14 protein-coding genes are annotated in these 14,519 nt (G+C 60.3%); 8 read left to right on the top strand and 6 right to left on the bottom strand.

Annotated features, from left to right (window positions below):
- The first annotated feature begins 147 nt into the window (after window positions 1-147).
- The 3 genes from AC6CIA_RS03140 (at window position 148) to AC6CIA_RS03130 (ending at window position 2,114) form a co-directional block, all read left to right on the top strand.
- Complete coding sequence (locus AC6CIA_RS03140; RefSeq protein ID WP_084376331.1) at window positions 148-765, top strand: glutathione S-transferase N-terminal domain-containing protein; 618 nt, start codon at window positions 148-150, stop codon at window positions 763-765.
- A 17-nt stretch (window positions 766-782) separates the two neighbouring features.
- Window positions 783-1,202: a ClpXP protease specificity-enhancing factor gene (locus AC6CIA_RS03135; protein WP_498310577.1), complete on the top strand. Its 420-nt coding sequence runs from the start codon at window positions 783-785 to the stop codon at window positions 1,200-1,202.
- A gap of 162 nt (window positions 1,203-1,364) precedes the next feature.
- Complete coding sequence (locus AC6CIA_RS03130) at window positions 1,365-2,114, top strand: FadR/GntR family transcriptional regulator (RefSeq protein ID WP_498310576.1); 750 nt, start codon at window positions 1,365-1,367, stop codon at window positions 2,112-2,114.
- 1 nt (window position 2,115) lies between these two features.
- Here the strand turns inward: AC6CIA_RS03130 and AC6CIA_RS03125 are convergent, their stop codons facing one another.
- Window positions 2,116-2,520 (bottom strand): hypothetical protein, encoded by a 405-nt coding sequence (locus AC6CIA_RS03125; protein WP_498310575.1) that lies wholly within the window; start codon window positions 2,518-2,520, stop codon window positions 2,116-2,118.
- Window positions 2,521-2,972: 452 nt separating this feature from the next.
- On the opposite strand from AC6CIA_RS03125, the gene kdgD reads away from it, so the two are divergent.
- From kdgD to AC6CIA_RS03100, 5 genes are all read left to right on the top strand, one after another.
- On the top strand, window positions 2,973-3,884 hold the full coding sequence (gene kdgD, locus AC6CIA_RS03120) for a 5-dehydro-4-deoxyglucarate dehydratase (RefSeq protein WP_498310574.1): 912 nt from the start codon (window positions 2,973-2,975) through the stop codon (window positions 3,882-3,884).
- Between the two features lie 54 nt (window positions 3,885-3,938).
- Window positions 3,939-5,384, top strand: a complete 1,446-nt coding sequence (locus AC6CIA_RS03115; RefSeq protein WP_498310573.1) for an aldehyde dehydrogenase family protein — start codon at window positions 3,939-3,941, stop codon at window positions 5,382-5,384.
- A gap of 126 nt (window positions 5,385-5,510) precedes the next feature.
- Complete coding sequence (locus AC6CIA_RS03110) at window positions 5,511-6,875, top strand: MFS transporter (protein WP_339528935.1); 1,365 nt, start codon at window positions 5,511-5,513, stop codon at window positions 6,873-6,875.
- 13 nt (window positions 6,876-6,888) lie between these two features.
- Window positions 6,889-8,442, top strand: a complete 1,554-nt coding sequence (garD, locus tag AC6CIA_RS03105) for a galactarate dehydratase (RefSeq protein ID WP_498310572.1) — start codon at window positions 6,889-6,891, stop codon at window positions 8,440-8,442.
- Window positions 8,443-8,617: 175 nt separating this feature from the next.
- The gene (locus AC6CIA_RS03100; RefSeq protein ID WP_498310571.1) at window positions 8,618-9,559 is read left to right on the top strand and encodes an AEC family transporter; all 942 of its coding nucleotides are present in this window, start codon (window positions 8,618-8,620) and stop codon (window positions 9,557-9,559) included.
- On the opposite strand, the gene AC6CIA_RS03095 is transcribed toward AC6CIA_RS03100, so the two are convergent.
- The 5 genes from AC6CIA_RS03095 to gatA form a co-directional block, all read right to left on the bottom strand.
- The gene (locus tag AC6CIA_RS03095) at window positions 9,556-9,936 is read right to left on the bottom strand and encodes a carboxymuconolactone decarboxylase family protein (RefSeq protein WP_498310570.1); all 381 of its coding nucleotides are present in this window, start codon (window positions 9,934-9,936) and stop codon (window positions 9,556-9,558) included. The genes AC6CIA_RS03100 and AC6CIA_RS03095 overlap by 4 nt on opposite strands.
- The gene (locus AC6CIA_RS03090; RefSeq protein WP_498310841.1) at window positions 9,933-10,988 is read right to left on the bottom strand and encodes a calcium/sodium antiporter; all 1,056 of its coding nucleotides are present in this window, start codon (window positions 10,986-10,988) and stop codon (window positions 9,933-9,935) included. Before AC6CIA_RS03090 ends, AC6CIA_RS03095 begins: the two co-directional genes overlap by 4 nt.
- A gap of 50 nt (window positions 10,989-11,038) precedes the next feature.
- Window positions 11,039-11,410 carry a septal ring lytic transglycosylase RlpA family protein gene (locus AC6CIA_RS03085; protein WP_498310569.1) on the bottom strand — a complete coding sequence of 124 codons (372 nt, stop codon included), beginning with the start codon at window positions 11,408-11,410 and terminating at the stop codon, window positions 11,039-11,041.
- 191 nt (window positions 11,411-11,601) lie between these two features.
- On the bottom strand, window positions 11,602-13,047 hold the full coding sequence (gene gatB / locus AC6CIA_RS03080) for an Asp-tRNA(Asn)/Glu-tRNA(Gln) amidotransferase subunit GatB (protein WP_498310568.1): 1,446 nt from the start codon (window positions 13,045-13,047) through the stop codon (window positions 11,602-11,604).
- 10 nt (window positions 13,048-13,057) lie between these two features.
- Window positions 13,058-14,509, bottom strand: a complete 1,452-nt coding sequence (gene gatA, locus AC6CIA_RS03075; protein ID WP_498310567.1) for an Asp-tRNA(Asn)/Glu-tRNA(Gln) amidotransferase subunit GatA — start codon at window positions 14,507-14,509, stop codon at window positions 13,058-13,060.
- Between the last annotated feature and the right edge of the window lie 10 nt (window positions 14,510-14,519).

The following is a 14,519-nucleotide window of genomic DNA, read 5'->3' as shown; positions in this document are numbered from 1 at the left end:
AAGCGTAGGCAATTGCTGTTAATCTTGCGCGCCCAGCGACATCTCTGAACAGGTAACGCTCTGGTTGATCCAGGTGTTACGGGAGATGCTCACTGGGCGCGCTCGTTTTTGAGCTTTCCATAATTTCAACAAGCGAGGAGGACCGCCATGGGCGTGACCAACCGGTTGGCCTGTTACTCCGACCCCGCCGACCACTATTCCCACCGAGTACGTATCGTACTGGCCGAGAAGGGTGTCAGCGCCGAGATCATCAGCGTGGAGGCCGGTCGACAGCCGCCGAAACTGATCGAAGTGAACCCTTACGGCAGCTTGCCCACCCTGGTCGATCGTGACCTGGCGTTGTGGGAGTCGACCGTGGTGATGGAATATCTGGATGAGCGTTACCCGCATCCGCCTTTGCTGCCGGTGTATCCGGTGGCGCGTGCCAACAGCCGCCTGCTGATCCATCGGATCCAGCGTGACTGGTGTGGCCTGGTGGATGTGATACTGGATTCACGCAGCAAAGAAGCTGCCCGGGTTCAGGCGCGCAAGGAATTGCGTGAAAGCCTGACCGGGGTTTCGCCATTGTTTGCGGATAAACCTTTTTTCCTCAGTGAGGAACAAAGCCTGGTGGATTGCTGCCTATTACCCATACTCTGGCGTTTGCCGATTCTGGGCATTGAACTGCCGCGGCCTGCCAAGCCGCTGCTTGACTACATGGAGCGCCAGTTTGCGCGTGAGGCTTTCCAGGCGAGTCTGTCTGGCGTCGAACGCGACATGCGCTAAGGCTTAAGGAGCCGTTGATGAACTCCAGTCGACCTTATCTGGTCCGCGCGCTCTACGAGTGGATTGTGGATAACGATTGCACCCCGCACATGCTGGTCAATTCCGAGTTTCCTGCGGTGCAGGTGCCACAAGGTTTTGCCAGCGATGGACAGATTGTCCTGAACGTTTCACCCAGTGCCGTGCGACAACTGCACATGGACAATGAAGCGGTCAGTTTTGAAGGGCGTTTTGGCGGTGTGCCGCACACGCTCTATGTGCCTGTTGGCGCCATCCTGGGGATTTATGCCCGTGAGAATGGGCAGGGCATGGTGTTTGATCTGGAGGCGTCTCTTGAAGATGACGAAGCGATCGAACTCGAAAATGACGATGATCGGCCACCGCCGGATTCCGAGCCTCCGCGTCCAACCGGCCGGCCGAGTCTGAAAGTGGTCAAGTGATAGAACACGAGCCTGTGGCGACGTGTTGAAAATGCCTCGGCTGTGCCGGGGCATTTTTTTGCGCGAAACAAATCGTGCAGACTAAAGTGATAACCAACGGTGATCGTACAACCGCCTTGGGCTATGATGCTCATTTATGATCGCTGAGATAGCTGACTGCCCATGGAAAACTCCAACACTGTCCCGCGTATGCCCCGCAAGCGTCGCAGCCTTGCCCAGGAACTGGTCACGGTGTTGTCCGAGCAGATCCGTGATGGACAGCTCAAGCGCGGCGACAAGTTGCCCACCGAGTCGGCGATCATGGAGGCTCATGGGGTCAGTCGCACGGTCGTGCGTGAAGCGATCTCGCGATTGCAGGCGGCGGGGCAGGTCGAAACCCGCCACGGCATTGGCACCTTCGTACTGGATACACCCAGCCCCAGCGGGTTCCGCATTGATCCGGCCACAGTGGTGACCTTGCGTGATGTGCTGGCGATTCTCGAACTGCGCATCAGCCTGGAAGTGGAGTCCGCCGGCCTGGCGGCCTCGCGCCGCAGCGATGAGCAACTGGCCGGCATGCGTGCCGCCCTCGATGCGCTGCACGAAAGCGCGACGCATGCCAGTGATGCGGTAGCGTCGGACTTCCAGTTCCATTTGCAGATTGCCCTGTCGACCGGTAATCGTTATTTCACAGACATCATGACCCACCTGGGCACCAGCATCATTCCGCGTACGCGCTTGAACTCGGCGCGCCTGGCGCATGATGACCAGCAACACTACATGCAGCGCCTGAGCCGCGAACACGAAGAAATCTACGAAGCGATCGAGCGTCAGGATTCGGACGCGGCGCGGGCGGCGATGCGCTTGCACCTGACAAACAGCCGGGAGCGACTGCGTCAGGCCCATGAAGAGGCGCAAGCGCAGGGCAGTTGAGTCATCGGTTGATCGTCAGCGAAATCGGCTCCGAGCTGCTCGGCACGCCGGACTCTCCGATGCTTTGATAGCGCAGCAGCGTCGTCTGGTTCGCGAACGGCGCCAAGGCCGATTTAGGCACCTTGACTTCAAGGTTCTTCAATTGCTCGTATTGCCCTTCATCTTCCTCCGCCGGCGGTGGAGCGCTACGCCACTCGCCCGCCATAACCCCGTTCTCCTCTGCGCCAGACCAGGTCGGATCTTCCGGGTCTGGTCCCAGGATCGCGTACACCGAGCCCTCGGGAAACAGCTTGGCGGTGTCGGGGATACGGAGTATCAGCGGCCCAGTGAAAGCGGCAAGGCTGATCTCTGCCTGATCAAAGGGCCCGCTGATAGGGATATTGAGGTCGGGAACTGGATTTTTCATGATGAAATTTCCTGTGGTTGCCGCCGTAGCGGTAGAGGTTCAACTCAGGAGCCAGGCTTCTGGTTCCTGAGCAGATTTATCCCCCGCTCCGATCTTGTCTTGAACTGTCAGAAATAACAGTTTCGACAAACGGTCCCCGGCTTCGCTTCCCGGCAAAGGCGTATCGGGCGTGTAGTCCTTAAGCAACCAATACGTACTCCATCTTCCCCCATCATGCGTCCAACTCATTCACCTCCTGGCGGCACCGCAGTGCTCCAAATACAGTCCTGGAGAGGGCGCTCCCACAGAGAGTTGCTCGATCCTGACTGATCAACAGTGCGGCGCAGGCGTCGCCGTTCAGCAAAATTTGCCCCACAGAGCGAAAGACAGTTGACGAATATTTTTATAGTTGTACGATGACGTACGACATGATCAATCAATGACTGATTGTCTTTATCCAGGGTGTTCGAATAATGAATCCACAAGAACTGAAGTCCATCCTCTCTCACGGCCTGCTGTCTTTCCCCGTGACCGATTTCAATGCGCAAGGTGATTTCCACCAGGCGGGTTATATCAAGCGTCTGGAGTGGCTGGCACCTTACGGCGCCTCGGCCTTGTTCGCCGCTGGCGGCACCGGTGAGTTTTTCTCCCTGGCGGCCAGTGAATATTCCCAGGTGGTAAAGACCGCAGTCGACACCTGTGCCACCAGCGTGCCAATCCTCGCCGGTGTCGGCGGTTCCACGCGCCAGGCTATCGAGTATGCGCAGGAGGCCGAGCGTCTGGGCGCCAAAGGTCTGTTACTGCTGCCGCATTACTTGACTGAAGCCAGCCAGGACGGCGTTGCCGCCCACGTCGAGGCGGTATGCAAATCGGTCAACATCGGTGTGGTGGTCTACAACCGCAATGTCTGCCGCCTGACCGCGCCGCTGCTGGAGCGCCTGGCCGAAACGTGCCCGAACCTGATCGGCTACAAAGATGGCCTGGGCGATATCGAACTGATGGTTTCGATCCGCCGTCGTCTCGGTGATCGTTTCAGCTACTTGGGCGGCCTGCCGACCGCAGAGGTTTACGCCGCTGCCTACAAGGCACTGGGTGTGCCGGTGTACTCCTCGGCGGTATTCAACTTCATTCCAAAAACCGCGATGGATTTCTACCACGCCATTGCCCGGGAAGATTACGCCACGGTCGACAAGATCATCGACGACTTCTTCCTGCCTTACCTCGACATTCGTAACCGCAAAGCCGGTTATGCAGTGAGCATCGTCAAGGCTGGCGCGAAAATCGTTGGCTACGACGCCGGTCCAGTGCGCACGCCGCTGACCGATCTGCTGCCGGAAGAGTACGAAGCCCTGGCCGCGCTGATCGACAAGCAAGGCCCGCAATAACTTACCTACAAGGCCGCTGAGAAATCAGCGGCCTTTTGCGTCAGGAGAAGATTCGTGTCCCAAGTCCAACGTTACGAAAACTACATCAATGGCCAATGGGTGGCCGGCGCTGACTATTGCGTCAATCTCAATCCGTCGGAGTTGTCCGATGTCATTGGTGAATACGCCAAGGCCGACGTCGCCCAGGTCAACGCCGCCATCGATGCGGCCCGCGCCGCCTTTGCGGCCTGGTCGACCTCTGGTATCCAGGCTCGCCATGATTCGCTGGATAAAGTCGGCAGCGAAATCCTCGCCCGCCGCGAAGAGCTCGGAACCCTGCTGGCCCGGGAAGAAGGCAAGACCTTGCCCGAAGCCATCGGTGAGGTGACTCGCGCCGGTAACATCTTCAAGTTCTTTGCCGGCGAATGCCTGCGCTTGTCCGGCGACTATCTGCCGTCAGTGCGTCCGGGCGTTAACGTCGAAGTCACCCGCGAAGCCTTGGGTGTCGTTGGCTTGATCACCCCGTGGAATTTCCCGATTGCGATCCCTGCCTGGAAAATCGCCCCCGCCCTGGCCTACGGCAACTGCGTGGTGCTCAAGCCCGCCGACCTGGTGCCCGGCTGTGCCTGGGCGCTGGCGGAGATCATCTCGCGCGCCGGTTTCCCCGACGGTGTGTTCAACCTGGTGATGGGCAGCGGGCGCGTTGTCGGCGATGCGCTGGTCCAGAGCCCGAAGGTCGATGGCATCAGCTTTACCGGCTCTGTCGGTGTCGGCCGCCAGATCGCTGTCAGCTGTGTGTCGCGCCAGGCCAAGGTGCAACTGGAAATGGGCGGCAAAAACCCGCAGATCATCCTCGATGATGCCGACCTCAAACTGGCTGTCGAGCTGTCGGTACAGAGTGCGTTCTACTCCACCGGCCAGCGTTGCACGGCGTCCAGTCGCTTTATCGTGACGGCCGGGATTCATGACCGGTTCGTCGAGGCCATGGCGCAGCGGATGAAGTCGATCAAGGTCGGTCACGCCTTGAGAAGCGGCACCGATATCGGCCCGGTGGTTTCCCAGGCGCAATTGGAGCAGGACCTGAAATACATCGACATCGGCCAGAGCGAAGGTGCGCGGCTGGTGAGCGGTGGTGGTGTGCTGACGTGCGACACCGAAGGTTACTACCTGGCGCCGACGCTGTTTGCCGACAGCGAAGCCGCCATGCGAATCAGCCGTGAAGAGATTTTCGGCCCGGTCGCCAACGTGGTGCGGGTGGCGGATTACGACGCGGCACTGGCGATGGCCAACGACACCGAGTTTGGCCTGTCGGCAGGCATTGCCACCACCTCGCTGAAGTACGCCAACCACTTCAAGCGCCACTCCCAGGCCGGGATGGTGATGGTCAACCTGCCAACGGCCGGTGTGGATTATCACGTTCCGTTCGGTGGTCGCAAAGGCTCATCCTACGGTTCGCGTGAGCAAGGTCGCTATGCGCAAGAGTTCTACACCGTGGTGAAAACCAGCTACATCGGTTCGTAACACGCATTGCCCCTGTCATGGGGGCTTTCTCTCTGTAGGAGCGAGCAAGCTCGCTCCTACGGGGGCGGCACCAAGCCACACATAACGATTACCCGCAAAAAAAATAATTAGTGGGAGTACCTCTACATGCAAGCGACCAAGCCCACGCACGTGCGTTATTTGATCCTGCTCATGCTGTTCCTGGTGACTACGATCAATTATGCCGACCGCGCGACTATCGCGATTGCGGGTTCCAGCCTGCAAAAAGACCTCGGCATCGACGCGGTCACCCTCGGTTACATTTTCTCTGCATTCGGATGGGCCTACGTGGCCGGGCAAATTCCCGGTGGCTGGCTGCTGGATCGTTTCGGTTCGAAAAAAGTCTACGCCCTGAGCATCTTCACCTGGTCGCTGTTCACCGTGCTGCAAGGCTATGTGGGTGAGTTCGGCATTTCCACCGCCGTGGTGGCGCTGTTCATGCTGCGCTTTCTGGTGGGTTTGGCGGAAGCGCCGTCCTTTCCCGGCAACGCGCGCATCGTGGCTGCGTGGTTTCCGACTGCCGAGCGCGGTACGGCGTCGGCAATCTTCAACTCGGCGCAGTACTTCGCTACCGTGTTGTTCGCGCCGCTGATGGGTTGGATCGTTTATAGCTACGGCTGGCAGCACGTGTTTATCGTGATGGGGGTGATTGGCATCGTGTTCTCGATGATCTGGCTGAAAGTCATCTACAGTCCGCGCCAACACCCGATGATCAACGAAGCCGAGTTCAAGCACATCGCCGAGAACGGCGCGATGGTCGACATGGATCAGGACAAGGCCCGGGGCAAGAAATCCGACGGACCGAAATGGGATTACATCCGCCAGTTGCTGACCAATCGCATGATGCTCGGCGTGTACCTGGGCCAGTATTGCATCAATGGCATCACCTACTTCTTCTTGACCTGGTTCCCGGTGTACCTGGTGCAGGACCGTGGCATGACCATCCTCAAGGCCGGCTTCATCGCCTCGCTGCCGGCCATCTGCGGGTTTATCGGTGGTGTACTCGGTGGAGTGATTTCCGATTATCTGTTGCGCAAAGGTCATTCCCTGACGTTTGCGCGCAAGGCGCCGATCATTGCCGGGCTGCTGGTCTCCAGTAGCATCATTGCCTGCAACTACGTCGATGTTGAATGGATGGTGGTGGGCTTCATGGCCTTGGCCTTCTTCGGCAAGGGCGTTGGCGCGCTGGGTTGGGCGGTGGTTTCCGACACCTCGCCGAAACAAATCGCCGGCTTGAGCGGTGGTTTGTTCAACACCTTCGGTAACCTGGCGTCGATTACCACGCCGATTGTCATCGGCTACATCATCAGCACCACCGGCTCGTTCAAGTGGGCGTTGGTATTTGTCGGCGCCAACGCGCTGGTGGCGGTGTTCAGCTACCTGGTGATCGTCGGCCCGATCAAGCGCGTGGTGCTCAAGGAACCGCCGAGCAACGGCGCCGCCGTGACGAATCTTTCCCAAGCGCATTCCTGAAGGGGGCCGTGTGATGCAGTTGATTGAACATGCCGATTCGCCGCGCTCCATTCGTTTGCACGAGCGCGATAACGTGGTGATTGTGGTCAATGATCAGGGGGTTCCGGCCGGAACCGAGTTCCCGGACGGCCTGGTTACCGTGGATTTCATCCCCCAGAGCCATAAAGTGACCCTGGAAGATATCCCCGAAGGCGGTGAGATTATTCGCTACGGCCAGACCATTGGTTACGCGTTGCAGCCGATACCCCGGGGCAGTTGGGTCCAGGAAGATCAACTGCGCATGCCGACGGCGCCGCCGCTGGACAGCTTGCCGCTGTCTACCGCGGTGCCCGAGGCCCAGGCGCCGTTGCAGGGGTTCACCTTCGAGGGTTATCGCAACACGGATGGCACCGTCGGGACGCGCAATATCCTGGGGATTACCACCACGGTGCAGTGCGTGACCGGCGTGCTGGATCATGCGGTCAAGCGCATCAAGGATGAATTGCTGCCTAACTATCCGCATGTCGACGACGTGGTGGCGCTGACCCACAGCTACGGCTGCGGCGTGGCGATTACGGCAACGGATGCCTATATCCCGATCCGCACCGTGCGCAATCTGGCGCGCAACCCGAACCTGGGCGGCGAAGCCCTGGTGATCAGCCTGGGGTGCGAGAAATTGCAGGCCGGGCAGGTCATGCACGACAACGACAGCTCCGTCGACCTGAGTGAGCCGTGGTTGTACCGGTTGCAGGATTCCAGTCACGGCTTTACCGAGATGATCGAACAGATCATGGAACTGGCCGAAATCCGCCTGAAGAAGCTCGATCAACGCCGCCGCGAGACGGTGCCGGCGTCCGAGTTGATCCTGGGGATGCAATGCGGTGGCAGTGATGCGTTCTCCGGCATCACCGCCAACCCGGCATTGGGCTACGCCTCGGACCTGTTGCTGCGGGCAGGCGCGACGGTGATGTTTTCAGAAGTCACCGAAGTGCGGGATGCCATCTACCTGCTGACATCGCGGGCCGAGAATCAGCACGTCGCCCGCGAGCTGGTGCGGGAGATGGACTGGTACGACCGTTATCTGGCCAAGGGCGAGGCCGACCGCAGTGCCAACACCACGCCGGGCAACAAGAAGGGCGGGTTGTCTAATATTGTCGAGAAGTCGCTGGGCTCCATCGTCAAGTCCGGCAGCAGCGCGATCAATGGCGTGCTGGGGCCGGGCGAGCGCGTCAAGGGCAAGGGCCTGATCTTCTGTGCGACGCCGGCCAGCGACTTTGTCTGTGGCACCTTGCAACTGGCGGCGGGAATGAACCTGCATGTGTTCACTACCGGTCGTGGTACGCCGTATGGTTTGGCGATGGCTCCGGTGGTGAAGGTTTCGACCCGCACGGAACTGGCGCAACGCTGGCCGGACCTGATCGATATCGATGCCGGACGGATCGCCACCGGGCGTGCGACGATCGAGGAACTGGGCTGGGAGTTGTTCCACTACTACCTGGACGTCGCCAGCGGCAAGAAGCAGACCTGGGCCGAGCAGCACAAGCTGTATAACGACATCACCTTGTTCAATCCGGCGCCTATTACTTGAGACCGGGTTGACTGGATTCGCGAGCAAGCCAGCTCCCACATTCGACGGTATTCATCCTGTAGAAATGTGGTCAATGTGGGAGCGGGCTTGCTCGCGAATGCGCTAGACCAGACGCAGCGGCCTCCACTGGCTTATCATTAGCCACCTGACGACGCTCACCAAGGTTCTCCGCGGCATGCTGGCTATCTTCCTGCAAACCCTCACCATCACCGCGCCGGTATTTGCCATGCTGTTCCTCGGTGTGCTGCTCAAGCGCATCAACTGGATCAATGACAATTTTATCCACACCGCCTCGGCCCTGGTGTTCAACGTCACGATGCCGGCGCTGCTGTTTCTCGGTATTCTCCATGCGGACCTGCACTCGGCGCTCCAGCCCGATCTGCTGATCTACTTTTGCTTTGCCACTCTGCTGAGTTTCGCCGTGGCGTGGGGCTGGGCGATCGTTCGTTGCCCGCGTGAAGACCGTGGCATTTATGCCCAGGGCGCCTTTCGCGGCAACAACGGAGTGATCGGCCTGGCGCTGGCGGCCAGCATGTACGGCGATTACGGCATTTCCCTCGGCGCGATCCTCGCGGCACTGGTGATCCTGTTCTACAACACCCTGTCGACCATTGTGCTGGCGGTCTACAGCCCGGTGATCAAGTCCGACCCGTGGAGCATCTGCAAAAGTGTATTCGCCAATCCACTGATCATCAGTGTGCTTGTGGCAACGCCCTTTGCCTATTTCCAGATCGGGTTGCCCGGTTGGCTGGAAAAGTCCGCGCAGTACCTGGCGGATACCACATTGCCATTGGCATTGATCTGCATCGGCGGAACCTTGTCCCTGGCGGCCCTGCGCAAAAGCGGCAACATGGCATTGAGCGCCAGCTTGATGAAGATGCTTTGGCTGCCGGTACTGGCCACGTTCGGCGCCTGGTTGTTCGGGTTTCGCGGGGCGGAATTGGGGATTCTGTTTCTGTACTTCGGTTCGCCGACGGCGGCAGCCAGTTTCGTCATGGCGCGTGCGGCACAGGGTAACCACGAGTTGGCGGCGGCGATTATTGTGATCACCACCTTGATGGCGGCGGTGACCACGAATATCGGGATTTTTGTATTGCAGGCGGGTGGCTGGATCTAGGCTTGTGGCTGGTAGCTGTCGATCACTTCCTGGGCCGCGCGGAACGCATCGATCGCCGCCGGCACGCCGGCATACACCGCGCAATGCAGCAGCGCCTCGCGAATCTCCTCGACCGTGCAGCCATTGTTCAGCGCGCCACGCACATGGCCTTTCAGCTCTTGCGGGCATTTGAGCGCGGTCAAGGCGGCGAGCGTGATCAGGCTGCGGGTTTTCAGCGGCAGGCCTTCCCGGTTCCACACGCCGCCCCAGGCGTGTTCGTTGACGAAGTCCTGCAGCGGTTGGGTGAATTCGGTGGCGTTGCCCAGGGCGCGATCGACAAACACGTCACCCATTACCTGGCGGCGCATTTCAACGCCGGATTTCCGTTGCTCGGTCATTGCGAATCCCTCTTGTGGTGGCGATACCAGGCTCGCAGCGAATTGCACAGCAAGAACGCCACCAGCGCCGGCAGGACGTAATACAGCATCAACTTTTCCAGCTGGTTGGCCAGCGGCATGCCGGTGGTGAACGACATCACGTGCAGCCCATACGCCAGGTACAGGCCCAGCAGCAGCAAACCTTCGGCCCGGGTAATCCGGTAGCCGGTATAGAACACTGGCAAGCACAGCAGGATGACGCCGAGCAGGACCGGCAGGTCGAAGGCCAGGGCATTCGGGGAAACCGATAGCGCCGACGGCGCGACCAGGGCGGTGAAACCCAGTACGCCCAGCAGGTTGAACAAATTGCTGCCGATCACGTTGCCCACCGCAATCTCCCGCTCGCCGCGCAGGGCGGCGATCAACGACGTGGCCAGACAGGGCAGGGAGGTGCTGACGGCAACCACGGTCAGGCCGATGACCCGTTCGGACAGGCCCAGGTCGCTGGCCACTTCCACCGCGGCGCCGAGCACCAGGTGGCCGGCGAGCATCAGCAGCCCCAGTCCGCCGATCATCCACAGCAAACTGCTCAGCCACGGTGCCTGGACCAGCGTGTCGCGCGTACGCGGGCGGCGAGAGTGGCGGGTCTGGTACAGCAACAGGCCGAGGTAGGCGATCAGGGCCAGCAACAGGATCAAACCGTCCACCGGCGTCAGTTCTTTATTGCTGGCGAGGGTGAAGACCAGCAGGCCGGCGAAGATCATCAGCGGAATATCCAGGCGCACCAGTTGCCGGGACACCCGCAGAGGAATGATCAGCGCGGACAGGCCAAGGATCACGAGGATGTTGAAGATACTGCTGCCGATCACACTGCCGACCGCAATGTCGGTGCTGCCGGCCAGGGTCGCTTGCAGGCTGACCACGATTTGCGGGGCGCTGCTGCCGAATGCAACGATGCTCAAGCCAATGATCAGTGGCCTGACCTTAAGGCTGGCGGCCAGGCGCACGGCGGCGCGGACCAATACTTCGGCGCCGACAATCAGCATGAGCAGGCCGCCGGCCAGTTCGATCAGGCTCCACGGCGAGAGGGCGTTTAATCCGAAAATGGTCAGGGCTCCGTCAGTCAGTTGCTCAGGGCTTGCACGCGTACACGCGCAGTACCGCTGCGCAGCATACCCAACTGTTCAGCGGCTTTGCGGGAAACATCGATCAGGCGGCCACGGGTGTACGGGCCGCGATCATTGATTCGGACCACGACGGTTCTGTCGTTGGTCAGGTTAGTGACCCGCACGCGCGTACCGAAGGGCAGGCGGCGGTGGGCGGCGGTCAGGGCATGCTGGTTGAAGCGTTCACCGCTGGCGGTTTTCTTGCCGTGGTGCCTGGCGCCGTAGTAGGACGCGGTGCCGGTCTGGTCGTAACCGTCGGGGTCGATCACTCCGCTGGCGCAGCCGGTCAACAGAGAAAACAGGGCACAGAGGCCGAGCAGACGCTTCATTATCAAGATATCCCCATTACACATGTGGGAGCAGCTTGGGTGGGAGCGGGCTTGCTCGCGAAATCGGTGAGTCAGTCAGCACATCTGTCGACTGACACTCCGCCTTCGCGAGCAAGCCCGCTCCCACACAAGCCTGCTCCCACATGGGGTCTGGGTCGGAAGAGAGATTCCGCCCGGACCATTCATCGTTATCAGCCCTCGAGCTTGCTTTTCAGCAGTTCGTTGACCTGTTGCGGGTTGGCCTTGCCTTTGGAGGCTTTCATCGCCTGGCCGACGAAGAAACCGAACATCTTGCCGCGCTTGGCCTCATCTGCCGCACGGTATTGTTCGACCTGCTCGGCATTCGCCGCGAGCATCTCATCGAGCACGGCCGAGATCGCGCCGCTGTCGGTGACTTGCTTGAGACCGCGCTTCTCGATGATCTCGTCGGCATTGCCTTCACCGCTGGCCATGGCTTCAAACACGGTCTTGGCGATCTTGCCGGAGATGGTGTTGTCCTTGATCCGCAGCAACATGCCGCCCAACTGCTCGGCCGAGACCGGGGCTTCGTCGATTTCCAGGCCCTGTTTGTTCAACAGGCTGCCCAGTTCGACCATGACCCAGTTGGCCGCGAGTTTGGCGTCGCCGGCAATGCTCACTACTTTCTCGAAATAGTTCGCTTGTTCACGACTCGAGGCCAATACGCTTGCGTCGTAGACCGACAGGCCGAATTGCGCCTGGAAGCGCTCGCGTTTCTGCGGCGGCAACTCGGGCAAGGTGGCACGGATATCATTGAGGAATGCGTCCTCGATGACCACTGGCAACAGATCCGGGTCGGGGAAGTAACGGTAGTCGTTGGCTTCCTCCTTGCTGCGCATGGCCCGGGTTTCGTCTTTGTTCGGGTCGTACAGGCGGGTCTGCTGGATCACCTTGCCGCCGTCTTCGATCAGTTCGATCTGGCGACGCACTTCGGTGTTGATCGCCTTCTCGATGAAACGGAACGAGTTGACGTTCTTGATTTCGCAGCGGGTGCCGAACTCGACCTGGCCCTTTGGCCGGATCGACACGTTGCAGTCGCAACGCAGGGAGCCTTCGGCCATGTTGCCGTCGCAAATACCCAGGTAGCGCACCAGCGCGTGGATCGCCTTGACGTAAGCCACGGCTTCCTTGGCACTGCGCATGTCCGGTTCGGAAACGATTTCCAGCAGCGGCGTGCCGGCACGGTTCAGGTCGATGCCGGTGGCGCCGTTGAACTCTTCATGCAGGCTTTTGCCGGCGTCTTCTTCCAGGTGCGCGCGGGTGATGCCGACACGTTTGACCGTGCCGTCTTCCAGCGGGATGTCCAGGTGGCCCTTGCCGACAATCGGCAATTCCATCTGGCTGATCTGGTAGCCCTTGGGCAGGTCCGGGTAGAAGTAGTTCTTGCGGGCGAACACGTTGTGCTGGCCGATCTCGGCGTCAATCGCCAGGCCGAACATCACCGCCATGCGCACCGCTTCCTGGTTCAGCACCGGCAGTACGCCGGGCATGCCCAGGTCGACCAGGCTGGCCTGGGTGTTCGGTTCGGAGCCGAAGGTGGTGGCGCTACCGGAGAAAATCTTCGATTGGGTGGCGAGCTGGGTATGAATCTCCAGCCCGATCACAACTTCCCATTGCATAGTGTTGTCCTCAGAAGCCGGTAGGGGTGCGAGTGTGCCAGTCAGTGTTCAACTGGTACTGGTGCGCCACATTGAGCAGGCGGCCTTCCTGGAAATACGGGGCGAGCAGTTGCACGCCCACCGGCATGCCGTCGACGAAACCCGCGGGCATGGACAGGCCCGGCAGACCCGCGAGGTTGGCGGTGATGGTGTAGAAGTCTTCCAGGTATTCGGCAATCGGGTCGTTGTTCTTGGCGCCAATCTTCCAGGCCGGGTTCGGCGTGGTAGGGCCAATGATCACGTCGACTTCATTAAACGCCGCCATGAAATCGTTCTTTACCAAGCGACGGATTTTTTGCGCCTTGAGGTAGTACGCGTCGTAATAACCGGCTGACAAGGCGTAGGCGCCAACCATGATCCGGCGCTGTACTTCGGGGCCGAAACCTTCGCCACGGGAACGCTTGTACAGGTCGGTAAGGTCCTTCGGGTCTTCGCAGCGATAGCCGAAGCGCACGCCGTCGAACCGCGACAGGTTGGATGAGGCTTCCGCCGGGGCGATCACGTAATAGGCCGGAATCGCGTGCTGATTGTTCGGCAGGCTGATTTCCTTGATCACCGCACCGAGCTTTTCCAGTTCCTTGACACTGTTGTGGACCAGCTCGGCGATACGCGGGTCGAGGCCGGCGCTGAAATACTCTTTCGGCAGGCCGATGCGCAGGCCTTTGATCGGAGTATTGAGACTGGCGCTGTAGTCCGGCACCGGCTCATCGATGCTGGTGGAGTCCTTCGAATCGAAGCCTGCCATGCCTTGTAACAATATCGCGCAGTCTTCGGCCGTGCGTGCCAGCGGGCCACCCTGGTCGAGGCTGGAGGCGTAGGCAATCATGCCCCAGCGGGAGACGCGACCGTAGGTCGGTTTCAAGCCGGTGAGGTTGGTGAACGCGGCGGGCTGGCGGATCGAGCCGCCGGTATCGGTGGCGGTGGCTGCTGGCAGCAGGCGCGCGGCAACGGCCGCCGCCGAACCACCGGACGAACCGCCTGGCACGTGCTCCAGGTTCCACGGGTTTTTCACCGCGCCGTAGTAGCTCGACTCGTTGGCCGAACCCATGGCGAACTCGTCCATGTTGGTCTTGCCCAGGGTCACGGCCCCGGCTTCAGCCAGCTTGGCGACAACCGTGGCGTCGTAAGGCGCCTTGAAGTTGTCGAGCATCTTCGAACCGCAGCTGGTACGAATGCCCTGGGTGCAGAACAAGTCCTTGTGGGCGATCGGCGCACCCAGCAGGGCGCCGTTCTCACCGTTGGCGCGACGGGTGTCGGCGGCCTTGGCCTGGCTCAGGGCCAGCTCTTCGGTGAGACTGATGAAGCTGTTGACCTTGGGGTCCAGCTCGGCGATACGCGCCAGCAGGGTCTTGGTCAGTTCTTCGGAAGAAAACTTTTTGTCGGCGAGACCGCGGGCGATCTCGGCCAGAGTCAATTGATGCATTGCAGGCTCT

The organism is Pseudomonas sp. GQ91 (genome assembly GCF_059758795.1).
The sequence above is the reverse complement of the archived record's forward strand: the minus strand, read 5'-3'. Positions and strand labels throughout refer to the sequence as shown.

Bases quoted from the DNA above. Each gene is read 5' to 3' on its own strand.
- AC6CIA_RS03125 (WP_498310575.1), bottom strand. From the start codon at position 2,520: ATGAAAAATCCAGTTCCCGACCTCAATATCCCTATCAGCGGGCCCTTT.
- kdgD (WP_498310574.1), top strand. From the start codon at position 2,973: ATGAATCCACAAGAACTGAAGTCCATCCTCTCTCACGGCCTGCTGTCT.
- AC6CIA_RS03130 (WP_498310576.1), top strand. From the start codon at position 1,365: ATGGAAAACTCCAACACTGTCCCGCGTATGCCCCGCAAGCGTCGCAGC.
- AC6CIA_RS03135 (WP_498310577.1), top strand. From the start codon at position 783: ATGAACTCCAGTCGACCTTATCTGGTCCGCGCGCTCTACGAGTGGATT.
- gatB (WP_498310568.1), bottom strand. From the start codon at position 13,047: ATGCAATGGGAAGTTGTGATCGGGCTGGAGATTCATACCCAGCTCGCC.
- AC6CIA_RS03100 (WP_498310571.1), top strand. From the start codon at position 8,618: ATGCTGGCTATCTTCCTGCAAACCCTCACCATCACCGCGCCGGTATTT.
- AC6CIA_RS03095 (WP_498310570.1), bottom strand. From the start codon at position 9,936: ATGACCGAGCAACGGAAATCCGGCGTTGAAATGCGCCGCCAGGTAATG.
- AC6CIA_RS03110 (WP_339528935.1), top strand. From the start codon at position 5,511: ATGCAAGCGACCAAGCCCACGCACGTGCGTTATTTGATCCTGCTCATG.
- AC6CIA_RS03140 (WP_084376331.1), top strand. From the start codon at position 148: ATGGGCGTGACCAACCGGTTGGCCTGTTACTCCGACCCCGCCGACCAC.
- gatA (WP_498310567.1), bottom strand. From the start codon at position 14,509: ATGCATCAATTGACTCTGGCCGAGATCGCCCGCGGTCTCGCCGACAAA.
- garD (WP_498310572.1), top strand. From the start codon at position 6,889: ATGCAGTTGATTGAACATGCCGATTCGCCGCGCTCCATTCGTTTGCAC.
- AC6CIA_RS03085 (WP_498310569.1), bottom strand. From the start codon at position 11,410: ATGAAGCGTCTGCTCGGCCTCTGTGCCCTGTTTTCTCTGTTGACCGGC.